Source organism: Janthinobacterium salmonicoloratum (assembly GCF_051380845.1).
GTDB lineage: Bacteria > Pseudomonadota > Gammaproteobacteria > Burkholderiales > Burkholderiaceae_D > Janthinobacterium > Janthinobacterium lividum_F.
Map to the genome: position 1 here is coordinate 124,330 of NZ_JBNYXV010000001.1, position 24,766 is coordinate 149,095.

The window sequence follows — 24,766 nt, forward strand, 5'->3', positions numbered from 1 at the left end:
TCGCGGCCAGCTGGCCTCGCGGTAAGCTAATTGTGGGCAGCCTGCCTACGCCACCTCGCTCACCACATAGCGGTACTTCCCCGACGCCTCCGCCGCAATTTCGTCGACTTCCTCGATAGCGATGTCCACTTGCGCGCCCAGCCTGGCCTGGAAGCCGGTGACGATGGCGGCGCGGGTGGGCTCGTCCAGGCGCGGCAGGCAGACCAGCAGCACGCGTGTGCGCAGCAGGCTTTCCTGGATGATCTTGAAACTGCGCACTTGCGGCAGTTCGCGCACGATGTAGACGAGGGCCAGGCCGTGCATGACGGTGCCGTCCACGGCCGTGAGGAAATCCGTGCTGCGCCCTTCGATTTTTTGCAGCAGGGGCAGTCCGCGGCCGCAGGCGCACGCTTGCGTGCCCAGGGCGCCCACGTCGCCCGTGGCGTAGCGGATGAACGGGTAGTCCTGCGTGGCCAAATGGGTGACGACGATTTCGCCCGTGGCCCCTGGCGGCAGCGGCTGGCCCTGGGCATCGACAATTTCCACGATGAGGTCTTCGGCCGTAATGTGCATGCCGCCTTCCGGGCATTCGTGGGCGATGAAGCCTGCGTCCCGCCCGCCGTAGCCGTTGGCCACGGGGCAGCCGAAGGCGGCGGCGATCTGCGCGCGCTGCTCGTCGTACAGGCGTTCGGCCGTGACGAACGCCACTTTCACGCCCAGGCCGTCGAGCGGCAAATCGCGCGCGCTGGCGTGGCTGGCGATGCGGCACAGGGCCGACGGGTAGCCGAACAGCATGCGCGGACGCCAGCGGCGCAATTGCCGCACGTAGCCGTCGAGGCGCGCGGGCGACATGGCAAACGCGGGCAGCAGGGTGGTGCGCAGCAGCGCATCGCGCAGGCGGCGCACGCGGTCTTGCGAATGCAGCTCGATGGGCGAACCCCACAACACGGCTTCGCGGTCGCCGATATCGACGCCCCACCAGCGCGTGGCGCGCCACTTGGCGGCGATGTCGTGGCTGATCCTGCGCCGTCCCAGGAAAAACTGCAGCGGCTCGCCGCTGGAGCCGCCCGTGGCGAACGGGCGCAAGCCCACGGCGCGGGCGGATTTGAAACTGTCGCGCGCACTCGCAATATCTCGCTTGCGCAGCAGCGGCAAACGAGACAGATCGCTCAGTTGCCTGACTTCGCCGGGATCGAAGCCGCTGCGGGCGAACAGCGCACGGTAATGCGGTACGTGCTCGGCCGCATGGCGCAGCAGCGCGCGCAGGCGCGCCAGCTGCCACTCCTGCAGCTGTTCGACGCTCCACCATTGCGAGCGTTCCAGCCGGTGCAACAGGCGCGCGCTGTGGTGGCCCTTGAGCCATTCATGCAGGGAAAACAGCCAGCGTGCCACGCAACGCGTGTAGGCGCCCGGGCGCGGCGTGGCGCGGATGCGGCGGTAGTGCGCGGCCAGCCTGGGCGCGATGCCGGGCCAGCCGAAGGTGGCGGCGTGCGCCAGGCCCGCGTCCACCAGCGCCTGCGCGCGCGGCGGGGCGCGCAGCAGCGCCACGATGGCGTGCGCCATGGCAGCCGGATCGCCGGGTGGCACCAGCAGCGCCGTCACGCCGTCCTGCAGCAGGGCGGGGATGCCGCCCACGTTGGTGCTGACGACGGGCACGCCGCAGGCCAGCGCTTCGAGCACGGAATTGGGCATGTTGTCGGCCAGGCTGGGGTTGAGGACGATGTCGCTGGCCAGGTACAGCGCCGGCATGGCGGCATTGTCGACGGGGCCGGCGAAGCGCACGGAGTCCAGAACGCCGAGAGACCTGGCCAGGCGCGCCAGCGCCGCGCGCTGCGGCCCGCCGCCGGCCAGCACCAGGCGCGCCGTAGGATAGCTTTGGCGCACGAGGGCGAAGGCGCGCACGGCGCTGGCGTTGTCGTACAGGCTTTCCAGGTGGCGCGCGACGAGGATGCACGGGCCATCGGCGGATGGTGGCGCGGCGGATGTGTCTGGTGTAAAACGCTGCAAATCCACCACGTTCGGCACGATGTGGGTCGTATGGCCATATTGCTCGAAGATGCCGGCTAGGTAGGCCGAAGGCACGACGATGGCGCTGGCGCGGCGCAGGCTGAACGCCACCAGGCGCGGCGAGCGGGCCAAAAAGGCGGCCGCTTCGCCGCCCCGGTAATTGAGCAGGGCCGGTTTGCCTTTCAGGCTGGCGATCCACAGCGCGGGCGCGGCCTGCAAATGCCAGGACCAGCCGGAATTGGCCATGATGTGGAACAGGTCGACCGTATTGGCCGTGCGCCACAGGCGCCACAGGTGCACGGGCAGGCGCAGCGCGGCGCGCAGGTAGCGGATGCGCGCCAGCCACGGGGGCAGATGCGGTCCGTTGACGGCCAGCAGCTGCACTTGCGCGCCGTCTTCGCGCAGCAGTCGCGCCAGTTGCTGCGTTTGATTCGCCATGCCGCCTGCCGGCGGCGGCAGCGGGCCGACCAGGGCGATGCGCAGGCCCGTGAAGATCATGGCATGACTCCGACGGCACCCGCCGCCACGCGCGCATACACGGGCGCATAGCGGGCCACGCTGGCGCCCCAGCTGCGCTCCGTCTCGACGAAAGTGCGCGCCTGGCGCCGCAGCGCCGGCCAGCTGGCGGGCGCCAGCAGCAGGTGTAATACTGCCTGCGCCAGCGCCTCGGCGTCGCCGGCGCGAAACAGCATGCCCGTCTTGCCATGTTCGATCAGTTCGCGGTGGCCGCCCACGTCGGACGCCACCACGAGACGGCCCTGGGCCATCGCTTCAAGCGGTTTCAGGGGCGTCACCAGCTCCGTCAGGCGCATGGGCAGGCGCGGATACACGCAGATGTCGACCAGCCGATAATAGGCGGCCACCTGCGCATGCGGCACTCTGCCCGCGAAGACGACGGCGTGTTCAACGTCCAATTGCGACGCCAGCGCGCGCAGCGCCGTTTCCTGTGGACCGCCGCCGGCCAGCAGCAGCCGCAGCGCCGGCTGCGCCGCAAGCAGGCGCGGCATGGCGCGCAGCAGCAGGGCCAGCCCTTCGTAGGCATAAAACGAGCCGATGAAGCCGATAACCAGGTGGCCATGCAAGCCCAGTTTGTGCGCCAGCCACAGGTCTTCGGGCGCCGTGATGCTGAAGGCTCCGGCATCGACGGCGTTCGGAATCACGGTGATTTTATGCGCAGGCACGCCGCGCGCGCACAGCTCGCGCCGCAAGCCGTCGCAAATGGTGGTGACGGCGTCGGCGCGGCGCAGCGCGTAGGTTTCCAGCGCCCGCGTGAGCCGGTAGCGCAGGCCGCCGGGCCGGCTGCTGCCATGGTCGGCGGCCGCGTCTTCCCAGAAGGCGCGTACTTCATACACGACGGGAATGCCCAGCGCGCGGCCCGCGTTGAGGGCGGCGATGGCGTTCAGGGCGGGCGAGTGCGCATGCAGAATGTCGGGCCTGGTTTGCCGCGCCAGCTTGCGCAGGCGCACGGCCAGGCCGATGATGACGGCCACTTGCCGCAGCACGGGCAGGCGCGCCCACCAGCGTGCATCGGGCACCGTGCGGTAGAAATGCCAGCCGTCGACCAACTGCTGCGCGCCATCGGACGGTCCCTGCTTGGCACTGGTGAGCTGCATGGTGTGCCAGCCCAGCGCACGCTGCTGCAGCAGGATGGCCAGCGTGCGGAAGGTGTAGCCGCTGTGCAGGGGCAGCGAGTGGTCGAGGATGTGCAGGATGCGCATGGCTTCACTCCATTGCCATGGCCGGTACCTGCACCGGCGCAGGGTGGCCATCGACGGGCAGCACCTGGCGCAGGAATGCTTCGAACATCAGCAGCGACCATAGTGGCGCGCTGTAGTCGCGCCGGCCGCTCGCATGTTGATCGAGCAGCAGGCGCACGTAATCCATGTCGAACAGGCCGCACTGCGCCAGGGTGGGTCCCAGCAGCCGCTGTTGCAGGCGCTGGCGCAGCGGCCCGCGCAACCAGTCGGCCAACGGCACGGAAAATCCCATCTTCTGGCGGTACAGCAGGGTGTCGGGCAGCAGCGGGCGCAGGGCTTTTTTCAGCAGGTATTTTCCTTCGCCGCGCCGCAGCTTGAATTGCGGCGGCAGGCCCGACATCCATGCCACCAGTTCATGGTCGAGCAGGGGCGAGCGCACTTCCAGCGCATGCGCCATGCTGGCGCGGTCCACCTTGGTGAGGATGTCGCCGGGCAGGTAGGTTTTCAAGTCCAGGTACTGCACCTGCGACAGCGGGTCTTGCGCGGGACTGGCCAGCGCGTGCCGGCGCAACACTTCCACGGCGCGGTAGCCGTGCAGGCTGCGGCGCAGCTCGGGGCTGAACAGGCGCGCGCGCATGGCGTCGCCCAGCAGGCTGACGCCATGAAAATACGCGTCCGTCGTGTCGCGCGCCAGGCCTTCGAAGGTAGTCTTGGCGCGCAGGAAGCGGGGCGCCCAGTCGGCCTTCGGGTACAGCCGGCCCAGGGTGCCGAACAGCGACTGGCGCAAGCCGGCCGGCAGCAGCGGGTCCATCGCCTTGCGCACTTTTTCCTCGCGCGTGTGCAGCCGGTAGCGCCGGTAGCCGGCCAGGCTTTCATCGCCGCCGTCGCCCGACAGGGCCACCGTGACGCGCTGGCGCGCCAGCTGGCAGACGCGGTAGGTGGGCATGGCGGAACTGTCGGCGAACGGTTCGTCGTACAGCTTGGCCAGCAGGTCGATCAGATCGAAATCGTCCTGCTCCACCTGGCGCGCGTGGTGCGCCGTGGCGTAGCGGCGCGCCACCAGGTCGGCGTAGCGGGCTTCGTTGTATGCCGGGTCGCCGAACGAGATGGAGCAGGTGTTGATGGGCGTGGAACTCGCCCCCGCCATCAGCGCCACTACGGCGCTGGAATCGACGCCGCCCGACAGAAAGGCACCGAGCGGCACTTCGGCCACCATGCGGATGCGCACCGCTTCGCGCAGGCGCGCCAGCAGTTCGTCGGCCGCCTGCGCCTCGCTGGCGGGCGGATTCGGCGTGAACGGAATATCCCAGTACGATTGCGGCGCGGGCAGCAGTTGGCCCGCGCGAATGGAGAGGGTATGCCCGGGTGGCAGCTTGCGCGCGTGCTGGAAGATGCTGCGCGGCTCGGGCACGTAGCCGTACGCGAAATACTCTTCCACCGCCAGCGGATCGAGCGCGCGCGGCATGGCCGGATGCGCGAGCAGGGCTTTCAGTTCGGAGCCAAACAGCAGGGTGCCGTCCTGCGCCTCGCCGTAATACAGCGGTTTCACGCCCAGGCGGTCGCGCGCCAGGAACAGCAGGTGGCGGCGCCGGTCCCACAGGGCGAAGGCGAACATGCCGCGCAGGCGCTGCACGCATTGCTCCCCCCATTGTTCCCAGGCGTGGACGATGACTTCCGTGTCGCTGCTGGTGCGGAAGGTGTGGCCGAACTGGCGCAGTTCGGCCATCAGGCTGCGATAGTTATAGATTTCGCCATTGAAGACGATGGCGATGCTGCGGTCGGCGTTGAACAACGGCTGCTGGCCGCTGGCCAGGTCGATCACGGACAGGCGCCGGTGCGCCAGGCCCAGTCCAGGCTCGCGGTGCAATCCTCCTTCGTCCGGCCCCCGGTGGCGCAGGCTGTGGTTCATGCGCGCCAGCAGCTGCACGTCGATGTCGCGCTGGCCCTGCAAATCAAAGATGCCGCTGATGCCGCACATGGGAGGCCTTTCAGGGAGTGGTAGACAGGGGGGATGGCTGGCGCGCGCCGGTCAGGCGGTCGTACACGGCCAGGTAGGCGCCGGCCATGGCGGGCAGGCTGTGTTCGGCCAGCACCTGGCGCCGCCCGCGGGCGCCGTGGCGCGGGCCCAGTTCGGGCATGCTGTAGTAGTCGAGCATGGCGTCGGCCAGCATCTCGGGCGAATCGGGCGGCACCAGGGTGCCGCTCCAGCCAGACTGCACCAGTTCCCCATTGCCGCCCACCTGCGTGGCGACGATGGGTAGCCCCGTCGCCATCGCTTCGAGGATGGTGTTCGAGCTGCCTTCGGCCAGGGACGGCAGCACGAACAGGTCCATGGCGCGCAGCAGTTGCGCCACGTCATCGCGCGCGCCGGGCAGCCAGGCAAGATGGGCCACGCCGGCCTGCTGCAACAGATCCAGGCAGGCCTGGCGGCACGGCCCGTCGCCCACGATGATCAGGCGCAGGCGCGCGCGGGCGCCCGGTTGCGCCAGCAACAGCAGGAAGGCGTGCACCAGCGAGGCATGGTCCTTGACGGCCGCCATGCGGCCCACGCTGCCGATGACGAAGGCGCCATTGCACAGGAAACCGGGCGGCCCCACGGCGGCCGGCGGCCCCAGGCGCGGATGGAATTGCACGCTGTCGACGCCATTGCCGATGTGCGACACCTGCGTGGGCGCCGCGCCGATGGCATCGACCAGCCATCGTCCCAGGTCCGCGCTGACGGCGATGAAGTGTTGCACCAGCGGCAACATGCATTTGCGCAGCAGCCGGTATTTGCGGCGGGTGCCATGCAAGTCGCTCATGTCGCGCCCGTGTTCGCCATGCACGCGCAAGCGCACGCCGGCCAGGCAGGCCAGCAGCTGCGCTTCGAGGCAGCCCAGGTTGCGCGTGTGCACGAGTGCTGGACGCAGCTGTTTCAGTACCCGGTACAGGTGCAGGTAGTGGCGCCAGTCCTTGCCATCGCGCTTGTCCAGGCTGATGATATCGACACCAGGGGTGGTCAGGCGCTGGCGAAACGCGGTGGCATTCTTCATGCAGACGATGGCGTGCCGGTAGCGCTCCGGCGGCAAATGGTTGATCAGGTTGATCAAGCCGTTTTCCAGCCCGCCCACATCGAGTTGGTGGATCACGTGCACGATCAGGGGGGCGGTGCTGGCCGCATGAGTGCCACAGGTATCGAGGTCAAGGGCCATGCGGCAGCTCCTGCAAGCGTTGTTCGATGAGGGGCAGTGCCGCCTGCAAGAACGCTTGCAGATGCGCGCGCGGTGGCGGCGCCAGCTCGTCGTAGGCGGCAAAGACGATGAGGTCGGCGCCATCCTGTCGCCTGCCCAGCAGCTTGGCTTGCGCCAGCAGCAGTTTCACCAGCACGGGCCTGGCCGTGACGATGCCGCCCTGGCGGTACACACGCCACACCAGCAGGCGTTCGCCGCCGTAAGCCAGCACGCTTTCGCGTACGCTCAAGGCGCCGCTTGCCAGGTTGACGTGCTGCATGCGCTGCGCCAAAGGCATCCAGCGCGCGCCATAGGGCAAGGATAGATGCGTCAGCAGTTCGGCATCGCGCACCTGGCGCGCATACCAGTGCAGTTGCAGCCCCACCGGCGCGCCATCGCCGTCCTGGCGCGCATACGTGGCGGCAAACAGCGCGGGCGCGCCCGCATACGGCGCCTGCCACGCGGGGACCGCAGCGTGCAGCCGCCGCCAAGTGGGCGGATCAGGCAAGGTCAGCACGGTCGCAGGCAGTATGGCGCCGTCCTCGCGGTGGCTGGCCAGGGCCAGCGCCGGCCACAGCGCCACCAGCAGCAGGCAGCCGACGCTGGCGTGCACGACGGCGCGCGGGCTGGCCGCGCCGGCGCCAAGGCGCACGGGCGCGGCGGGCAGGACGGGCGGTAAGGCGGCGCGCGCCAGCGGCAATTCGCGCCAGCGCGCGGCAATCCAGAACAGCAGCAGCGCCACCAGGCCGAAGAACAGCCAGCCATAGATCAGGTGGTCGACGCCCACGGCCAGGCGCATGTTGCTCAGGTGGCCCAGCATCACGATCAAGTAGGCGCGCACGCCATTGGCGAGGATGGGCACCAGCAGCGCGGCGGCCATGACGGCCAGGCGCCGCTGTGTGCTGTGAAAGTTGACGTGGGCGTACAGGGCGCCCAGGGCCAGCGCGGCGATCAGGTAGCGCAAGCCGCTGCAGGCCTCCACCACCGACCAGTTCCCGGTGGGCAGCGAAAAATGGCTGCCATCGCGAAACACGGGCACGCCCGTCCATTGCAGCGCGGTGACCGTGAAGGCGGCCGTGAAGTCGATCAGGGGATCGAGGAAGACTTCGCCAAACGGCACGGCGAGAAACAGGTACGCCAGTGGAAAAGCCAGCAGGCGCACGGCTGGCCAGCCGAGGATGGCCAGCACGCAGGCGGGCAGCATGGCCGTGGCCGCATATTGTTCCACCACAGGCACGTTGGCGGCATCGGCCAGCAGCCAGGCCAGGCCCAGCGCGCCCAGCAGCAGCAAGCCCTGCCGCGACGGCTGGGGTGCCAGCGCGGCCAGGCGGCTACGCTGGCGCCAGGCCAGCCAGCAGCTGATGGGCACGATCAGGAAACCATGCGCGAACGTCTGCGAGCGGGCCCACAGTTCCAGCATCGACCAGAAAGTGGCGTGGTACAACAGCACGACGGCGGCCAGGGACAGCAGCAAGGCCCTCAGGGCTTGTTGCGGGCTATGTCCGCGCGGCCAGACGGCCGCATCCGGCAAGTGGGCCACCTGCTCGAGCTGCAAGCTCATGTGGATATCTCCGGCACGGGGTGCACAGGCGCAGCTGCGCTGGCAGCCGCATCGGCAGGCAGGCCCAGCATGGCCCCCAGGCCGCGCAGATTGCGTTCCCAGTCGTAATCCTGCAAGACCAGTTGGCGCGCCGCCGCGCCCATGGCCGCGCCGCTCCCTTCGGCCGCGTCGCCCTGGGCATTGCGCAGCACGCGCGCGGCATGGTGGATGAATTCGGCATCGTCGCGCGCCAGCAGCAGTTCCAGGCCCGGCTGGGCGGCGATGCCTTCCAGCGCCTGCGGCGTGGCCAGCACGATCTTGCCCATCGCCATCGCTTCAAGCACCTTGTTTTGCACGCCGCGGGCGATGCGCAGGGGCGCCACGGCCAGCGCAGCGCCGGCCAGGTAAGGCCGGATGTCGGGCACCTTGCCCGTCACCACCACGCCGGCCACGCGCGCCAGCGCCGCCACGGCGGGTACGGGCGCGCTGCCGACGATATAGAACTGCAACTGGGGAAACTGGCGCCGCAGGGCGGGCCAGACGTGGCGCACGAACCATTGCACGGCGTCGATGTTCGGCCAGTAATCCATGGCGCCCGTAAACACCAGTGTCTGCACGCCGGGTGGATACACGCCGGGCTGGGCCGGCATGGGCGTGAAATACGCCGAGTCGACGCCGTTATTGAAGTATCCCGTCTTGCGCCGCGCCATCGGCGCGCACTGGCGGAACAGGGCCGCTTCGGCTGGCGAGACGAAGCTGGTGGCCGTGAACTGCTGGGCGATATGGCGCTCGTACTGCAGCAGCAGCCGCGCTTCGCGCCGGTATAGTTGCGACATGGGCCAAGGCTTGCTGTCGCCGTACTGGCGCCATTTGTCGGAATCGACATCGACGAAATCGATCACGCGGTGCAGGGCGCGGCCCGCGCTGCCGTCGATGTATTGCGCCATGGGCCCGGAAAAGGCCAGCGCGTGGCGCACCTTGCCGCCGGACAGCAGGCCGTCGACCCATTGCAGCATGCGCGCATCGCGGTAGTACTGCACGCTCATGGCTTGGCGCGACAGCAGCGCCTGCATGGCGCGCCAGCGGGCCGTGCCTCGCTGCAAGTCGATGTAGCGCGTACTGGCGCACAGGGCGGCCACGGTTTTCGCGTGCTGCCAGTCGTCGTCATCGTCGATGAAGCAGCCGAGGTGCACGCGGAAATGCCGGCTCAGGTATTGCAGCATGTGCCACGAGCGTATCTTGTCGCCCTTGTTGGGCGGATACGGCAGGCGGTGGGCGAGGAAGAGCAGTTCGCGCATAGTGTGTCCCCTTGCTTAGCCCAGTTGCCGCACGAGGTGCGGCCCCAGCAGGTTGGCCAGCGGCAGCGGCAGGCGGCGCCAGGCGCGGATGAACAGCGCGTACTTCGGATTCAGGGGATTGACTTCCGGCAAGGCCCTGGCGCGCACCAGTTTGTAGGCATACGGCAGCGGCTGCGCAATAAAACCCCAGTTCTTCTTGAAGTCGTATGCCCCGGTACCCAGCTTGCTGCGGCCGAAATCGAACTGGCTGCAGCCGCGCGCGCTGGCGCGGCGCATCGCTTCCCAGTACATGAAGTCGTTGGCGCCCGTGCTGCGCGCCAGCGGCGTGCCGCCACCGTAGTACGGCAGCACTTCATCGCGGAAATAGAACAGCAGCACGCTGGCTTGCGCCTGCCGGCCGTGATACACGGTGAGGATGTCGCAGGCGTCACCAAAAACCGTGCGCAGCAGGGCAAAATGGCGGCGCGCGAAGACGGGCGTGCCCAACCGGTGCACGCTGGCCGCGTAGATAGGGTAGAAACCTTCGATATCATTGTCGATGGCGCTGTGCAGGCCGCCCGCGATGGCCTTGCGCACGACGGCGCGTTGCTTGCGGGGAATCGCCAGCAGATTCTGTTCCGCATCCGGGTGCAGGGAGCGGCGGAAGGTCGCGTACAAAGGTTTGTGTATCCAAGACGCGTCCGGGCTGAGTTGCGTATTTTCTGGCACCTCGCGCCAGCGGTATTCCAGGTGTCCTACGCCGAGGCGCCGCGCCAGCGCCTGCGCGGCATCGTCGAGGGCCAGTCGCACGGCCGCGCTGCCGCCGGCGATGCCGCCGTACACGCAAAAGGGCAGCGAGACGAGGGAGGAGCCGAACAAACGGCTGCGCAGATGGGCCAGCGGCAGCACGCCGGCGATGCGCCCATCCTGTTCCGCGTACAGGAAATGGCTGTCATGGTGAAAACCTTGCTGCATGATGGTTTGCCAGCCGGCACGGTGAAAGAAGGTCGCTTCCGGGCACGTGTCGACAAAGGCATCCCAGCGCGCATGCTCGTGCCCTTGCAGGGAGCGCACGGCGATGGAGGCGCGGGATGGTGCCGGGTCGAACGGAAGGCTGGCCTCGTGCATCATGTGCTTTCCAGAAAAATACGGTCCATGCGGTCCCAGGAGAAATCGCGCGTCAGGCGCGCCAGCCGCGCTTCCATGCGCCCCAGGTTCAGGTAGTGGCGAAAGCGCGTCTTCGGGCTCAGGCCAAGCGGGCGCGGCTGGCCGGGATCGAGTTCCCAAGGATGAAAATAGAATATGCCAGCTTGCCCGTCGCGCGAATTGATGCGTCGCAAAAGCCAGCGCGACAGTGCATACGGCATCAATCGAAAATAGCCGCCGCCGCCGGCCGGCAGGTTGCGCCCGCGCAGGCGCACGGTGCTGACGGGCAGTTCCAGCATGCCGTGCGGCCCGCGCGGGCGCCAGGCGAAGCGGGGAGCGTCCGGCATGCCGTAATGGTCGTGGCGGATCGGGTAGATGCTGGAACTGTAGCGGTAGCCCGCTTCCTGCAGCACGTCGAAGGCCCACAGATTGGCCGCGCCGATGGAAAAGCTGGGCGCCCGGTAGCCGCGCACGGCCAGCCCCGTCACTTGCTCGAGGATGGTCTTGCTGTGGCGCACGTCGTCGGCGAACTGCGCGGCTGACTGATCGCAGGCGCGCAGGTGCGCATAGCCGTGGCTGGCCACTTCGTGTCCGGCGTCCGCCACGCGGCGCAGCATGGCCGGATAGCGCTCGGCGATCCAGCCCAGGGTAAAAAAGGTGGCGTGGATGCGCCGCGCCTCCAGCAGCAGCAGGATGCGCTCGATATTCGCTTCGACCCGGCATTCCAGGCGCGGCCAGTCGGCACGCGCGATGTGCGGCGCAAAGGCGGACACCTGGAAATAGTCTTCCACGTCGATGGTCAGCGCATTGCGCAATATCAAAGATGAAGGCGGCGGCGTCATGGCGTGCCCCGGTGCGCCGCCAGCCAGGGCGCGATGACGGCGGCGATGCGCGTGGCCGCGTGGCCATCCCACAGGGGCGGAAGGCGGCCCCGCTTGCCGCCCGTGTCCAGGATGGCGCGCGCCAGCGCCAGGATGGCGGCCGGCTGCGTGCCTGCCAGGGTATTCGTGCCATCGCTGACAGTGACGGGCCGCTCCGTATTGGCGCGCAGGGTCAGGCAGGGCACGCCCAGGGCCGTGCTTTCTTCCTGGATGCCGCCCGAATCCGTCAGCACCAGGCGCGCGCCCTGCATCAGGCCCAGCATTTCCAGGTAGCCCAGCGGCGGAAGGCACACGATGGCATGCCGTGCCAGCAGCGGTTCCAGGCCCGCCAGGCGCAAGCCGGCCCGGGTGCGCGGGTGGATGGGGAACAGCAGCGGCAGTTGTGCTGACAACTGCCCCAGCGCTTGCAGCAGCGCTTCCAGTTGTTCCCCGTCATCGACGTTCGAGGGACGGTGCAGGGTCAACAAGCCATACGCGGGCGGGCAGGCGTGGCCGTGGGCGCGCAGGGTGGCGGCGGGCTTGACTGCGCGCGGCAGTTGCTGCCGCAGGCTGTCGATCATGACATTGCCCGTGAAATGGATGCGTTCGGGGGCGATCCCTTCGCGCAGCAGGTTGGCGCGCGCGCCGTCCTCGCTGGTCAGCAGCAGGTCGGACAACTGGTCCGTCAGCACGCGGTTGATTTCCTCTGGCATGCGCCGGTCGCCGCTGCGCAAGCCAGCCTCGACATGGATTACGGGGATGGCCCGCTTGGCCGCCACCAGCGCGCAAGCCAGGGTGGAATTGACGTCGCCCACCACCAGCACGCAATCGGGCGCCAGCGGCGGCTGCGCGTCGAGCACGGCGTCGAAGCGGCGCATGATCTCGGCCGTCTGCTGCGCGTGATTTCCGGAGCCGACGTCGAGGCAGATATCGGGCGGGCGCATGTCCAGATCCGTAAACAGTTGTCCGTTCATGGCCGTATCGTAATGTTGCCCTGTATGCAACAATGTCACGCGCACGGCGCTCGCCTGGCGCGCCAGGGCGGCCAGGATGGGCGCCATCTTCATCAGGTTGGGGCGCGCGGCCACCACGCACAGCAGATGCGCCGGCGCGGCGGACGGGAGAGAGAGTTCGGACATGCTGCGGCCTCCTTAGAATTGCATGGTGAGCGTGGCGCTGACGCCGTTTTCGCGGTAGTCTCCGCCGCGGTTGCTGGCGTGCCGCGTATGCCGCACGTCGATGCTGGCCGTCATGTTCGGCTGCAGGATGCGGGTGTAGCCAGCCGTCAAGGTGATGTTGTTGTCGCGCCGGGGCGCGCTCAGCGAGCGCACGCTGGCATAGCCGGCATTGACATTCATGCTGGTGCGCGAACTGGCTTGCCAGCTCCAGCCCAGATTGCCGCCGATCTGGCGCGTGCGGTCTTCGCTGCCGAACTCCACGCCAGGCAACAGGCCGCTATCGATGCCGCTGGCCGTTTGCGCCGTACGGTCGACGGCGGTGACACCAACGATCATCGTGCTTTTCGCCGTGGCGCGCGCCATCGTCAGCTTCAGCTGCTTTTGCAGGAAATAGCGGTGGCTGAAGTAGTTGATGGCGCCCCGTTCCGGCCCCAGGCTGTTGGCGTAGCGCAGGAAGGCATCGATGCGCAAGCGCCGGTCGCGCGCATTGGGGAAGATGCCGCGCCACAATTGATCGAGCAGCCGGCCCGCGTCGCGGTCGCCCAGGCGCGAAAACTGCGTGGGCATGGTGGTGATATTTTCGCTGTAATTGAGTTGCCAGTTGGTATGGCGCTGCAGGAAAGTGGCATCCAGGCTATAAGTGGTGCCAAAAAAGCGCTTGCCCGTGCTGAAGGCCACGCTGGTGCGCGGCGATGGCGTCCACACGCCGCCCAGCGACCAGAAGCGGCCCGCCGGCGCCTTGCCGGTGGACGACAGATAGCCTTCCTTTTCCGTGCCGCCGCTGGCCGTGGCCGCCCATTTGCTGTTGAGCGGATAGCGCAGGCCCACGCTGCTGCGCTGCATGCGCACGGGAGCCAGCTTGCTGTCCTGGGTGCGGCGCACGTCGTGGCTGGCGTTCCAGGTCCAGCCGTTGCCGCGGGGCTCGCCGCTGAGCAATAATTCCATTTCATCGCTGTGCACGGACAGCAGTGCGCCGCCGCTGTCGACCGTGTTGCGCGTGTAGCGCAGCTCGGCCGTGGCCAGGCCGCGGAAACGGTGGCGCAGGTAGGGACTGATGCCGGTGGTGCGCACGGTGCTGACATTGTCCGTGTCGGGCAGCTCGGCTATCAGTTGCGGGCCGAACGGCGAGATGTTGCGCCGGCTCACGCTGGCGTCCGCATCGATGAAGAACCAGTCCTTCACCAGCTCGGCGTCGGCCGAGGCGTGCAGATCGTGGTTATCCGTATCGGCGCGCTGGCCCGAGAGGTATTTGTGCCAGCTGTAATCGAGGTGCATGCGCAGGCGGGGGCCCGTGCCGATGAGGGCGATGGCGGGCGCGATTTCCGTGATGAAGTCCGATTGTGCCTGGCCTGGCGGCGCACGCAAGGCATTGTCCGTATAGCTTATACGCTGGCGCAGCGATGGTTTCACCAGCCAGTCGACCGCGCCGGCCGGCATGGGCAGCAGCAGGGAAAGCAATGGCAGCAGCGGCAGCGGCCCCCGGCGGCTAATCGTAATGGCCATAGCCGTAGTAGTCGTTGCCGGGGAACGATTTGGTCTTGTTGTAGATCAAATGAATGTGTTCGCACGATTCGATCTGGCGCAGCGCTTCCTTGACGGCGTGCTGAGTCGTCGTTTCGGCCTCGACCACCATCACTACTTGTCCCATCTGCCCCACCAGCGCGTGCGCCTCGCTGGTGATCAGGAGGGGAGGCGAATCGAAGACGACAACGCGGTCGCTGTAGCGGCTGGCGATTTCAGCCAGCAGGCGGCTCATGGCCCGGCTGGCCAGCAATTCCGTCGCGTGCTTGTTGCTGCGCCCGGCGGGCAGGATGCTCAGGTTGGCCACGTTGGTTTTCAGGATCACGTCCCCCATGGCCAGTTGGGGGTCGAGCAGCACGTCCATCAGCCCCGGCTCGGACGGCAGCCCCAGCACTTTCAGCACGGACGGGCGCGCCACGTCGGCATCGACCAGCAGCACCGTGATATCCATTTCCATGGCAATGCTCATGGCCAGGTTGACGGCGCAGTAGGTCTTGCCTTCGCCCGGCATGGCGCTGGTGACGACGATCAGGTTGCCGTGGCGGATGGCCTCGGCGCCGCTGGCGCGCGCCTGGCGCAGCAGCGGGCGCTTGATGATGCGGAAATCCTCGGCCACCGAGCTGCGCCCGCCATCGTGCGTGAGCATGCCTTGCTCCGCCAACCGGGCCAGATTCAGGGGGCGGTACCGGGGCGACTGGGCCGCAGTCGCGCCATGCGTGCCATCCGTGCCATAGGGCACGCTGGCCTCGGCTACGCCCAGAATGGTGGGTTCCTGCATGCCGCTGTTCTTGCTGCTCATCGTCGCTCCCGTGGCGTGGTCTAGAATTTCAGCAGCGCGGCCGTCATGACCCCGCCGTACAGCACGAACAGGCTGCCCAGGCAGGCGCCGAAGCCATAGCGGGCGCGGCGGCGGCGCACCTGCTGCAGCGCCGTCCAGTTCATCGATACCGTGCCCAGCACGTTCAAGCCCGTGGCGTCGCGCAGTTCTGCGGGGCTGAGGAAGGTGGGGCGCACCTGGCTGATCAGAAGGGCCGTAGCGACGCCGGCCACCAAGGCCGCGCCCAGCGCCGCGCTGAACAGCAGCGGGCGGTTCGGGCCGACGGGCGCATATTGCACCGTGGGCGGGTCGATGATCTTGAAGGCCATCATTTCGGTGGTGGAACTGAGTTCGCCCGACAGCTTGGCCGCTTCGCGCCGGCCGATCAGCTTTTCATAGTTTTCCTTGTTGATGATGTAGTCGCGGTTGAGCTGCGCCAGCTGCGATTCCACTTCGGGCACGGCATTGCTCTGCGCCAGCAGGCGCTCATTGCGCGCGTTGTATTCCTGCACGCGGGCCTTGATGGCCGCCACCTTCGCGTCCGCGTCCGTCAGCGCCACCTTCAGCTGCTGCAGCATGGGGCTGTAGTTCTTGCCCGGGTCGCCGGCCGCCGTTTTCAGCTTGCTTTCCTCGATCTTGCGTTCTTCCAGCTGGGCCACCAGGCGCTTCGAGGAGATGATGTCAGGATGCAATTCCGTAAATTGCATGCGCAAGCTGTCCAGGTTCTTGTTGAGCGAAGCGATGCGTTCGTCGAGTTCGGGATTCGTGATGGCCGCCGCGTTCGGTTCCAAATCGAGCACGGGCTCGTCGCCCTCGATCTGGCTCAGGATGGCCTTGCGCGCTTGTTCCGCCTCGACCAGTTCCAGCTTGGCATTGTTCAGGCTATCGGACGACATCAGCAGCTGGCTGCCATAGTCGATGCCCTGGCGCGGCAGCAGCAGGTTGTTGCGGATCTTGAATTCCTTCACCAGGTTTTCCGCCGCGCTCAGCTTGTCCTCGTAATTCCTGATTTGCTCGTCGATGAATTGCACCGCCTTCTGTGAATCACCTTTCTTGCCCTGGAAGCTGCCTTCGACAAAGATGGTCAGCAGGCTTTGCACGACGTCGCGCACCAGCTTCGGGTCGCGTCCGCTGTAGCTGATGGTGTAGATGTCATAGGCGTTGGTGCCGGTAATCTTGATGCGGCTCATCAGTTCATCCAGCCGGGCCTCGTGCTCGCGCACGGTCTTCGTGTCCAGGTCGAGGTCGACCATGCGCATGACGCGCTCCACATTCGGGCGGCTGAGCAGGGTGCGGCTCATGATGGCCACCTGCTGTTCCGTGTTCGGCACGCTGGTCATGCCGGCCATCAGCGGCTTGAGGATGGTTTGCGTATCGACAAACACGCGTGCCGACGTCTGGAAATCGTCTGGCAGGGTGATCACCCTGATGAAGCCGACGATGGCCACCAGCCACGCCACCATGACCGCATGCCAGCGGTATTTCCAGATGCCTTTCAGGCTGGAAAGCAGTTGCTGTATCAATTGCTCCATGTCGCTTCCTTCAGGTGACGGTGCGGTGCTGCACGGTAGATGGGTTCGCGGCGCGGACAACGGCGGTATCTTGCAAGAAATGCTTGCCTGTTGGGTAAGCAAAGTATAGGGCGGCTGTGAGGCAAGATTTCCCAAGATGATTGCTTCTTGATACGCCTCAAGGTTCACTTGCCGGGTTTTAATAATCATAGGAGGTTCGCGGCCCAGGCTGGTTCTGCGGGGCCGGCCATGGACGCGCCATCGACTCGAAGAGGCTCCGCATGAATCCGTTTCGCCGTGCATTTGTCTGTAACGCGCTGGGCCTGGCCTTGGCTGGCAGCCTGCTGGGCGCCTGCCGCACGTCCCCTCCGCTGGCACCGGCCGACGACAGCGCGCCCATGCATGACTACCTGATCGGACCGGGTGACTCCGTCAACATCATCGTCTGGCGCAACCCGGAAGTGTCCCTGACGGTGGCCGTGCGGCCGGACGGCAAGATCACCACGCCGCTGGTCGAGGATTTGGCCGCCAGCGGCAAGACTTCGACCCAGCTGGCGCGCGACATCGAGCAAGCCTTGAGCAAGTTCATCCAGCAGCCCGTGGTGACGGTCATCGTCACCAATTTCTCGGGGCCGTATGGCGAGCAGATCCGGGTGATCGGCGAGGCGGCCAAGCCGCAGGCGCTGCCGTACCGTCTGGGCATGTCGCTGATGGACGTGCTCATCGCCGTGGGCGGCATCACCGATTTTGCGGCCGGCAACAAGGCCAGCATCATCCGCATGCGCGAAGGCAGCCAGCAGCAGTTGCGCGTCCGGCTCGACGATTTATTGAAAGAAGGCGATATTTCCGCCAATGTCATGATGCGGCCGGGTGACGTGCTGCTGATACCGGAGAGCTTCTTTTAGAAGCGATCTCAACAATATCAAAACAGCACTTATATTTGTCTTTTTATACTTTTCGGCAAATTTCAGCGTGTAAATTTGCGACTGAATAGCATATTTCTTCTGTTTTTTTTGCCGGGTGTGGGAACTTCTTCAGTTTTTCTCTTGTCACAAGGCATTGGCTTCAGTCCGTCTCGACGGCTGCCGATGAACGTGAGGACAAGATGAGCTTTCAAGATGAACCCATTATTTCCTTCGACACGCCAGGTACCCTCAGTGACCTGGTGGTGGGCGAGGGGCAGATCGATCCTGCCATGGAGCACGAGCTGGACCTGCAGCGCTTTCATATCCGCATGGCCAATTCGCGTGGCCGGCGCGAAGCGGCCAGTTTGCTGATCCGCAAGATGTACGGCTGGCGAGGCTATGCCGTCGATCCCGGCAGTGCGCATGCCCTGAATAAAATCACCCTGTTTGCGGAAACGGCGGGCAGCACCGTCGGCACCATGACCCTGTGCCTGGATAATGATGAGACGGGCTTGCCTGCCGATGAAAATTTCCGCGACAAGCTCGACGTGCTGCGTGAAGAGGGCCGGCGCCTGTGCGAACCGTCGCGCCTGGCCATCGACAAGGGCGTGAGCAAGCGCGTGTTTGCGGCGCTGATTCATATTTCTTATATTTATGCCCACAATATTCACGAATTTACGGATTACGTGATCGAAGTCAATCCGCGTCACGTGGTGTTTTACAAGCGCATGCTGGGTTTCAAGGACTTCGGCGGCGAGCGCGAGTGCACGCGCGTGGGGGCGCCGGCCGTGCTGCTGCGGCTGGACCTCGATTACATGGGGGCCCAGATCCGCAAGTACGGCGGCATGATGGAACAGCATGGGGGTGAACGATCGTTTTACCCCTTTTTTTTTCCAACATGGGATGAGCCTGGCATTACCGACCGGCTGCGGCAGGGGCGCAACTGACTCATTTATTTTTCAGCAAGATCGTCTGCATGTGGCTGCCCGGTATCGCATAGGTGATGCCGCTCGGTGCGCTGACGGCCGCCTCTTTCAAGCCCTTGACGTACACCATGTTGACGATGCCGTAGACGAGACCGGTCTCGGGATCGAACAGGGGGCTGCCGCTGCTGCCCGGATACGCCGTCGCGTCCAGCTGGAACACGGTGTACGGCGCCTTTTGCAGTTGCGCCAGGCGCCGCACGTCGAGGCGCTGTGCGTTTTCGCTGGGCATGACCACCGGCGTCAGCGATGACACCGTGGCGCGGTGCGTGACGTGGTGTAAACCCAGCAAGGTGCCCAGCGGAAACCCCGTAAAAGCCATGGCCTGGCCTTCGCGCACCGCGGCCGAGTCGCCCAGCGCCAGCGCGGGAAGGGGGGCGCCCGTCAGGCGCAGCAAGGCCAGGTCGTGTTCCGTGTCCAGCGTCTGGACTTTGGCGGGGCGAAATTGCGCCGCCTCGCCCTGGCCCGTGAGTATGCCGATGACTTCGTTCGGATTGGCGTCGAGCAGTTTCTGGATCACATGGGCGCAGGTCAGCACGCTCAAGCCGTCGCCCGCTACGAAGCCCGTGCCGATGAAATTCATCGGCGGCGTGCGTGTCTTTTGCAGGCTGCCCACGCCGACGATGGACGGTTTCACACGCGCGATGGTTTGCGCCAGCGGCGCGTCGGCGCGGCACGATGTGCTGGACAGGAGCAAGGCAAGGCTGGACAGCAGGGCGGAGGATAATGTCAACGCTTTCATGGCGGCGCGCTTTCAATGGAAGGAGGTCGCGGGGGCTGCAGCAGCGCGCACAGCAGCATTAGATAGCACAGCAGGGCGATGCGTGGCACGTCGAGCAGGCTGTCGAACAGGCCGACGACGAGAAAACCCAGCAGGGCGGCGGCGCAGGCCAGCGCGGCTGGGTCGCCCCGCGCGGCGCGGCGCAGCAGGCGCTGGCTTGCCAGGGTCAGCAGGGCCAGCATGGACAGTGCGCCGCACCAGCCCGTTTCGACCAGCAACTGCAGCGCCATGCTCTTGATATGCCACGGCAAGTGATGATGGTCGCTGCTGAAAAACCAGTAATTGTTGGCCTGCGTAAAGCCCCCGTTGGCGATCAGTTCCTCGCCATCGGGGGCGAGCAGGCTCAGATTGTCAAGTTCGAGCACGGACGAGGTGGCCGTGCCGCTGGCCGCCAGTTCCAGCTGCACGGGCGGACGCAGCAGCCAGCTGCCTGCGCCCAGCCAGGCGCTGTCGAACGATACTTCATGATGTTGCCACGCGCTGGCCTGCGTGCCAGGCGGCGCGGGGCGCAGGCGCAGAGGGATATTCACGCAGTTTTGTGCATACAGTAATTGTCGCTGGCACAGGCGCACCAGCAGCACGGGCATGGGGCCGCTTCTACGCGCGTCGAGCGCCAGGGTGTAGCGCGTGGCGGGTTGCACGGGCAGACGTTGCAGCAGCCGCAGCAGTTCGCCATAGCCGGCGCTGTAGCCGGGACTGGCCAGACGTACATACCGGTTACCCGGCTTGCCCGGGCTTTCCCCTTCCTCGGCATACGCGATGCTGGCCGGCACCTCGCGCTGGGGATTGTGCCAGTAATAGGTGGCGGGAAAAGTGCCGATACCCTGGCCGAACAGGCGATTGGCCGGGTCGGACGGCTGCATGGCCAGCACTTGCCGCCAATGGCGCAAGCGGCCTTGCATATCGAAGGCCGTGGTGGCGAAACGTTCGGTGGCGTAATAGCTGGCCGAGACGGGGATGGCCAGCAGCAACAGGATGCCGGCCGCGCCCGCCATGCTCAGGCTGGCCCGGTCCAGCCGCCATAGCGGTGTGCGCAAGCGTCCGTTGCACAGCATCAGCATGGCCAGCAGCACGACCAGGCCGGCCGGCAGCAGTGCCGGTGGTCCCGCCCAGTGCCAGCCGATCCAGGCGAGGTTGCATGCCAGCATGGTCCACGCCATCATCGCCAGGCCCAGCCTGGCCGGCCCTTTGTCGGCGCTGCCGCCCGGCCACAGGGGGCTGGGCAGCAGCACGGCCGCCAGCAGCACGGCGGCCAGCAGGAACAGGAAATATGGGCCTTTCAGCCAGCCGGCCGTCTGCTGGCCGGCAGGTTCCGGCCACCAGGCAGCCAGCAAGCCCTGCAGGCACAGTGCGCAGAGCAGGCTGGCCGGCGCCAGGCGCCACGGCAAGGGCCGCGCCGCCAGCACGAAGCTGGCCGCGAGCAGGACGACGGCGGCGAGCAAGCCCCGGTAGCCGGCCAGGCTGAACATGTATACGAGCAGGCCGGTGCCCAGGCCGGCCAGCAGCAGCCCTAGCGAGAGTTTGCGCACGGGGGGCTGGCCCGGCGGGCGTCTTTGCGGGTCGGGCGCCGCCCGCAAGACATGCCAAAAGGCCAGCAGCATGGCCGTAGCCAGGGCCGCGTACAAGCCCCGTGAAAAGGTGGTAAACGCGGCGTGCAGGGCCAGGGCCAGAAGCAGCAAGGCCAGCGCCGCCTGCCAGCGGCTGCGCGCGCGCGCCAGCCACAGGCCCGCAAACGGCAAGCTCAGGGCCAGGTAGCCGTCCAGCGCGGCGCCGCCCGTGTGCATGGCGGAAAACGGCGCCGTGATGCGGTAGTCGCTGGACAGGTTCAGCAGGCCGGGAAACACGGCCCGTTCCCACAGCGCGAACAGGGACACCATGGTCAGCCCGCTCAGCATGCCCGGCAACGCGTAGCGGCGCAAGGCGGGAGTATCCGCGTCGCGCAGCAGCAGCGGCAGCAGCAGCATGCTCCAGGCCCAGGCCTTGCCCAGCCGCAAGCTGTTGTAGGGACTCAGGTAATTATCCCAGGCATTCAGGTCTAGGGGCGCCAGTGGCAGGACGCCGCGCAGCAGCGCCGCCAGCCAGGCCAGGCTGCACAGCAGCAAACAGGCGCGGGCGGCGGGCGAGAGCCGCGCCGCTGCCGGCTGGGCAGGTCTTCCCAGGCGCCAGTAACCGCAGGCCACCGTCAGCAACAGCAGCACGTCGATTTCTTCGAGGAAGAACCAGCCCGTCCATGGCGCCAGGTCCAGCACGGGTAGCAGGGCGGGCACGCAGAACAGCCAGCAGGCGGGACGCCAGCACAGCAGCAGGAAATACGCGGGCAGCAGGGTGGCGAACAGCAGGCCGGGCCAGCCGTGGCCCAGCGGATACTGGCTCAGGGCCAGCGCGCAGGCCGCGCCCGCCAACAGGGCCAAAGGCCGCGCCGCCAGGCCGGCCATGGCTGTTTGCACAGCCATGGCCTACAACTGGGTCAGCAAGGCCTGCGCTGCGGCCCGCTGCGGAAAGTCCTGGTTGGCGGCCAGCAGTTGTTCCAGTTGTTTGCGCGCGCCGCCCTTGTCGCCCGATTTCGCCAGCGCCGCGCCCAGGTGATACTGCACTTCGGGCGACTGCGGCGCCAGTCCCGCAGCCTTGCGCAGCAGGGCCGTGGCGCGCTTGACGTCGCCTTGCTCCAGGACGATCCAGCCCAGAGTATCGAGCACGGCGGGATTGTCGGGCGCCAGCTTGAGCGCCTGCTCGGCCGTGGCCAGCGCGCGCGAATCTTTTTCTTGCTGATACGCCCAGGCCAGGTCGTTCAACGCCACCACGTTGCCCGCATCCTTGGCGACGACATACTGGAAGTGCCCGATGGCGGCGCGGTATTGCTTCGCTGCCAGCCGGGTGCTCGCCAGGTAAGTGCGCGTCGGCAAGTCTTCCGGATGCTCTTTCAGCCAGGTGGCCATGCGCGCATCGGCCTCGCGTTCCTGCCCCGATGCCTTCAAGGCGCGGTACAGCTGCACCTGCAAAGGGCCGATGGGGCTGATCCCGAAGGCGTGCTGGTACAGCTTGACGGCTTGCTGCGGCAGCTTTTGCTCCATCAGCACGTCGCCCTCAAGCTTGTAGCCAGCCGCCAGCTTGGGCTGCTGTTCCTGCACTTGCCGCGCCACGGCCAGCGCCTCGCGCTGGCGGTTCAGGTTCAGCAGCAGGGCCACTTCCACCACGCGCGCTTCGAGCAGGGCCGGGTCAAGCGCTTGCGCCCGCTTGACGGCTTGCAGCGCATCATGATGCTCGCCCAGCGCCAGATGCAGGCTGGCGATGCGCATCTGCAAGGGCGCGGACGTGGTTTGCAGGCTGGCCAGCTTGGTATAGCTGTCGAGCGCGGCCGGCGCCTGGCCGGCGCTGTACTCCACCTGGGCGCGCAGGGCAAGCGCATCGGCGTCGCCCGGATGGCCCGTCTGCAGCGTGCGCGCCAGCTCCAGCGCCTTGTCGGGTGCGCCCGTCTTCAGGTAAAAGTTACTCAGCAGCAGAGCTGGCGCGACGGCGTCGGGATTGTCGCGGTTGGCCCGCTCGAGCCAGCGCCGCGCCTCATCCGTCTTGCCCTCCGATGCGGCCAGCTTGGCCAGCGCCGCGCACAGGTCGGCATTTTTCGGCGCCTTCGCCAGCGCCCGCTCGAAGCGTTGCTTCGCCTGCTCCGGTTTTTTCTCGGCCAGGTCGATCTGCGCCAGGTTGTTCAGGGCGGGTAAATAGACGGGGTCCATGCTCAGGGCCTGCTCGAAGCTGGCGCGCGCGGCCGGCAAGTCGCGCAAGGCCAGATAGACGCCGCCTTTCAGGTTCAGCAGCAAGGGATTCGTGCCTTTCTGCTGTTGCTCCATCATCTTGACCCTGGCCAGGGCTTTGTCGTTCTGCTTGTCGCGCAGCAAGGTCATCACCAGCATGGTGCCCGCTTGCGGCGTGCTCTTGTCGAGCATGCTGGCGCGTTCCAGTTCATTGATGGCGCGGCTGTTCTCGCCCATGCCCAAGCGGCTGATCCCCAGTGCCGCGTGCAGCCTGGCCGTGTCCGGCGCCAGGGTGCTGGCCTGTTCGAAATACCTTGTCGCCTTGTCGTACTGGCGCGCGCGCAAGTGGGCTTCGCCGGCCAGCGACAGCAATTCCACGTCGTCGGGAAAGGCGGCCAGCATGGGTTGCAGCAAGTCGATGGCCGCGTCGGTCTTGTTGCGCATCAATTCGATCGAGGCCATCATCTTGACGGCATACAGATGCCGGGGATACACGGCCAGGAAGCGCCGCAGGTAGTTTTCCGCCTGGGGCGGCGAGCCGAGCGCCAGTTGCACGGCGCCGGCCAGCAGGATGGACGGCATGTGGTCGGGCGCCGCCTTGAGCACCAGTTGCAGGGCTTGCAAGGCCGCCTTGTTCTTGCCCTGGCGAAAATCGAGCAGCGCCTGGGCTTGCAGCAAGCCCAGGCTGTTGGGCGCCGTCTTGCGCGCCGTGGCCAGCTGCGCGCCCGCTTCCAGGTAGCGCTTTTCCACGATATCGAGGTTGGCCAGGTCGATGTGCGCCTGGGTATTGTCCGGCTTGATTTTGAGGATCTGCATGTAGGCGCGCCGCGCAGCGCCGTTCTTGCCTTGCAGGCGCAGCAGGTCGCCCTGCAGGCGCAAGGCGTCGAGGTTGGCAGGCGCGCTTTTCAAGGCTTGCGCCAGCAGCAGTTCGGCCGCCGCTACCTGCTGCCCGAGCGCCGCCAGGCGTGCCAGACCCAGCAAGGCCTCGACTTGGTCAGGATGGGCTTCGAGCAGGCGCGCGTACAGGGCGCGCGCCTCGTCCTGGCGACCCAGGGCCAGCAAGGCGTCGCCGCGCAGGGCCTGCACGCTGGCGGGCTGCGCCGCATCGTCGGCGATCTCGGCCAGCACCTTGTCGAACTGGCCCAGCATCAGCCAGGCCTTGCCCAGCAGTGGCATCACTTGCTGCGGCGCCAGGCCCAGCGACTTTGCCCTGCGCAATTCTTTTTCGGCCGACAGCGCTTCGCCCGTGTCGATATAGATACTGCCCAGCAGAAAGCGCGCGGCGGCATTGTCCGGCTCTTTTTGCAGCAGGTTCTTCAACTGGATGATGGCGGCCCGCGCCTCGCCTTTCTGGCGGTATTGCTGCGCGTCGGCCAGCAGGGTCTCGCTGCTCTGCGTGCCGTGGCACGCCGTCAGCAGGGGCAGCAGCAGGGTGCAGCACAGCGCGGCGGCCGGCAGGCCAGGGAAAGGGCGGGGCAGGGAACGGGCCATGGAAGTCTCCGGTAGCGGCGTGCAGAAGGGATCGGCATGGCCTAGCTTAAAAAGATGGCCGCCGGTCTTCTTGATTGGGCTCAACAAGCCGCCGATTGTCCGCGCGCCTGCCGGC

At 66.8% G+C, this 24,766-nt stretch carries 17 protein-coding genes; 2 read left to right on the plus strand and 15 right to left on the minus strand.

The features are described 5' to 3' along the window. Positions 1-45 precede the first annotated feature (45 nt). The 12 genes from ACQ4WY_RS00560 to ACQ4WY_RS00615 are packed head-to-tail and all read right to left on the minus strand — an operon-like array spanning position 46 to position 16,763. Positions 46-2,484 (minus strand): glycosyltransferase, encoded by a 2,439-nt coding sequence (locus tag ACQ4WY_RS00560; protein WP_436502354.1) that lies wholly within the window; start codon positions 2,482-2,484, stop codon positions 46-48. Next, complete coding sequence (locus tag ACQ4WY_RS00565; protein WP_436502355.1) at positions 2,481-3,704, minus strand: TIGR04063 family PEP-CTERM/XrtA system glycosyltransferase; 1,224 nt, start codon at positions 3,702-3,704, stop codon at positions 2,481-2,483. Before ACQ4WY_RS00565 ends, ACQ4WY_RS00560 begins: the two co-directional genes overlap by 4 nt. Positions 3,705-3,708: 4 nt before the next feature. Beyond that, positions 3,709-5,661, minus strand: a complete 1,953-nt coding sequence (locus tag ACQ4WY_RS00570) for an XrtA/PEP-CTERM system amidotransferase (protein WP_436502356.1) — start codon at positions 5,659-5,661, stop codon at positions 3,709-3,711. Positions 5,662-5,671: 10 nt separating this feature from the next. After that, entirely contained in the window at positions 5,672-6,874 is a 1,203-nt protein-coding gene (locus ACQ4WY_RS00575) for a TIGR03088 family PEP-CTERM/XrtA system glycosyltransferase (RefSeq protein ID WP_436502357.1), read from the minus strand. After that, positions 6,864-8,453: an exosortase A gene (gene xrtA, locus ACQ4WY_RS00580; protein WP_436502358.1), complete on the minus strand. Its 1,590-nt coding sequence runs from the start codon at positions 8,451-8,453 to the stop codon at positions 6,864-6,866. Before xrtA ends, ACQ4WY_RS00575 begins: the two co-directional genes overlap by 11 nt. Then, positions 8,450-9,730 carry a TIGR03087 family PEP-CTERM/XrtA system glycosyltransferase gene (locus tag ACQ4WY_RS00585; RefSeq protein WP_436502359.1) on the minus strand — a complete coding sequence of 427 codons (1,281 nt, stop codon included), beginning with the start codon at positions 9,728-9,730 and terminating at the stop codon, positions 8,450-8,452. Before ACQ4WY_RS00585 ends, xrtA begins: the two co-directional genes overlap by 4 nt. Positions 9,731-9,745: 15 nt before the next feature. Then, entirely contained in the window at positions 9,746-10,837 is a 1,092-nt protein-coding gene (locus tag ACQ4WY_RS00590) for a FemAB family XrtA/PEP-CTERM system-associated protein (protein ID WP_436504369.1), read from the minus strand. Continuing rightward, positions 10,837-11,697, minus strand: coding sequence for an XrtA system polysaccharide deacetylase (locus ACQ4WY_RS00595; RefSeq protein WP_436502360.1), 861 nt, complete (start codon positions 11,695-11,697; stop codon positions 10,837-10,839). The genes ACQ4WY_RS00590 and ACQ4WY_RS00595 overlap by 1 nt, the downstream gene beginning before the upstream one ends. Continuing rightward, the gene (gene wecB, locus ACQ4WY_RS00600; RefSeq protein ID WP_436502361.1) at positions 11,694-12,854 is read right to left on the minus strand and encodes a non-hydrolyzing UDP-N-acetylglucosamine 2-epimerase; all 1,161 of its coding nucleotides are present in this window, start codon (positions 12,852-12,854) and stop codon (positions 11,694-11,696) included. The genes ACQ4WY_RS00595 and wecB overlap by 4 nt, the downstream gene beginning before the upstream one ends. Positions 12,855-12,866: 12 nt before the next feature. Then, positions 12,867-14,396 carry a TIGR03016 family PEP-CTERM system-associated outer membrane protein gene (locus ACQ4WY_RS00605; RefSeq protein WP_436502362.1) on the minus strand — a complete coding sequence of 510 codons (1,530 nt, stop codon included), beginning with the start codon at positions 14,394-14,396 and terminating at the stop codon, positions 12,867-12,869. Further along, entirely contained in the window at positions 14,380-15,213 is an 834-nt protein-coding gene (locus tag ACQ4WY_RS00610) for an XrtA-associated tyrosine autokinase (RefSeq protein ID WP_436502363.1), read from the minus strand. Before ACQ4WY_RS00610 ends, ACQ4WY_RS00605 begins: the two co-directional genes overlap by 17 nt. A 20-nt stretch (positions 15,214-15,233) precedes the next feature. Then, on the minus strand, positions 15,234-16,763 hold the full coding sequence (locus ACQ4WY_RS00615) for an XrtA system polysaccharide chain length determinant (RefSeq protein WP_436502364.1): 1,530 nt from the start codon (positions 16,761-16,763) through the stop codon (positions 15,234-15,236). A 260-nt stretch (positions 16,764-17,023) separates the two neighbouring features. Between ACQ4WY_RS00615 and ACQ4WY_RS00620 the strand changes: the two genes are divergently transcribed. Together ACQ4WY_RS00620 and ACQ4WY_RS00625 are read left to right on the plus strand one after the other, a co-directional pair. Then, complete coding sequence (locus ACQ4WY_RS00620; RefSeq protein WP_436502365.1) at positions 17,024-17,647, plus strand: XrtA/PEP-CTERM system exopolysaccharide export protein; 624 nt, start codon at positions 17,024-17,026, stop codon at positions 17,645-17,647. A 200-nt stretch (positions 17,648-17,847) separates the two neighbouring features. Continuing rightward, the gene (locus ACQ4WY_RS00625; RefSeq protein WP_353657266.1) at positions 17,848-18,594 is read left to right on the plus strand and encodes an N-acyl amino acid synthase FeeM domain-containing protein; all 747 of its coding nucleotides are present in this window, start codon (positions 17,848-17,850) and stop codon (positions 18,592-18,594) included. A gap of 1 nt (position 18,595) precedes the next feature. Here ACQ4WY_RS00625 and ACQ4WY_RS00630 read toward each other — a convergent pair whose 3' ends face one another. The 3 genes from ACQ4WY_RS00630 to prsT are packed head-to-tail and all read right to left on the minus strand — an operon-like array spanning position 18,596 to position 24,651. Continuing rightward, positions 18,596-19,372 (minus strand): S1 family peptidase, encoded by a 777-nt coding sequence (locus ACQ4WY_RS00630; RefSeq protein ID WP_436502366.1) that lies wholly within the window; start codon positions 19,370-19,372, stop codon positions 18,596-18,598. Continuing rightward, positions 19,369-21,864, minus strand: coding sequence for a hypothetical protein (locus tag ACQ4WY_RS00635; protein WP_436502367.1), 2,496 nt, complete (start codon positions 21,862-21,864; stop codon positions 19,369-19,371). Before ACQ4WY_RS00635 ends, ACQ4WY_RS00630 begins: the two co-directional genes overlap by 4 nt. Positions 21,865-21,867: 3 nt before the next feature. Further along, positions 21,868-24,651: an XrtA/PEP-CTERM system TPR-repeat protein PrsT gene (gene prsT, locus ACQ4WY_RS00640; RefSeq protein ID WP_436502368.1), complete on the minus strand. Its 2,784-nt coding sequence runs from the start codon at positions 24,649-24,651 to the stop codon at positions 21,868-21,870. Between the last annotated feature and the right edge of the window lie 115 nt (positions 24,652-24,766).

Excerpts from the sequence above, each read along its gene's own strand:
- ACQ4WY_RS00560 (WP_436502354.1), bottom strand. The coding sequence starts at position 2,484 with ATGATCTTCACGGGCCTGCGCATCGCCCTGGTCGGCCCGCTGCCGCCG.
- ACQ4WY_RS00565 (WP_436502355.1), bottom strand. The coding sequence starts at position 3,704 with ATGCGCATCCTGCACATCCTCGACCACTCGCTGCCCCTGCACAGCGGC.
- ACQ4WY_RS00570 (WP_436502356.1), bottom strand. The coding sequence starts at position 5,661 with ATGTGCGGCATCAGCGGCATCTTTGATTTGCAGGGCCAGCGCGACATC.
- ACQ4WY_RS00575 (WP_436502357.1), bottom strand. The coding sequence starts at position 6,874 with ATGGCCCTTGACCTCGATACCTGTGGCACTCATGCGGCCAGCACCGCC.
- xrtA (WP_436502358.1), bottom strand. The coding sequence starts at position 8,453 with ATGAGCTTGCAGCTCGAGCAGGTGGCCCACTTGCCGGATGCGGCCGTC.
- ACQ4WY_RS00585 (WP_436502359.1), bottom strand. The coding sequence starts at position 9,730 with ATGCGCGAACTGCTCTTCCTCGCCCACCGCCTGCCGTATCCGCCCAAC.
- ACQ4WY_RS00590 (WP_436504369.1), bottom strand. The coding sequence starts at position 10,837 with ATGCACGAGGCCAGCCTTCCGTTCGACCCGGCACCATCCCGCGCCTCC.
- ACQ4WY_RS00595 (WP_436502360.1), bottom strand. The coding sequence starts at position 11,697 with ATGACGCCGCCGCCTTCATCTTTGATATTGCGCAATGCGCTGACCATC.
- wecB (WP_436502361.1), bottom strand. The coding sequence starts at position 12,854 with ATGTCCGAACTCTCTCTCCCGTCCGCCGCGCCGGCGCATCTGCTGTGC.
- ACQ4WY_RS00605 (WP_436502362.1), bottom strand. The coding sequence starts at position 14,396 with ATGGCCATTACGATTAGCCGCCGGGGGCCGCTGCCGCTGCTGCCATTG.
- ACQ4WY_RS00610 (WP_436502363.1), bottom strand. The coding sequence starts at position 15,213 with ATGAGCAGCAAGAACAGCGGCATGCAGGAACCCACCATTCTGGGCGTA.
- ACQ4WY_RS00615 (WP_436502364.1), bottom strand. The coding sequence starts at position 16,763 with ATGGAGCAATTGATACAGCAACTGCTTTCCAGCCTGAAAGGCATCTGG.
- ACQ4WY_RS00620 (WP_436502365.1), top strand. The coding sequence starts at position 17,024 with ATGAATCCGTTTCGCCGTGCATTTGTCTGTAACGCGCTGGGCCTGGCC.
- ACQ4WY_RS00625 (WP_353657266.1), top strand. The coding sequence starts at position 17,848 with ATGAGCTTTCAAGATGAACCCATTATTTCCTTCGACACGCCAGGTACC.
- ACQ4WY_RS00630 (WP_436502366.1), bottom strand. The coding sequence starts at position 19,372 with ATGAAAGCGTTGACATTATCCTCCGCCCTGCTGTCCAGCCTTGCCTTG.
- ACQ4WY_RS00635 (WP_436502367.1), bottom strand. The coding sequence starts at position 21,864 with ATGGCTGTGCAAACAGCCATGGCCGGCCTGGCGGCGCGGCCTTTGGCC.
- prsT (WP_436502368.1), bottom strand. The coding sequence starts at position 24,651 with ATGGCCCGTTCCCTGCCCCGCCCTTTCCCTGGCCTGCCGGCCGCCGCG.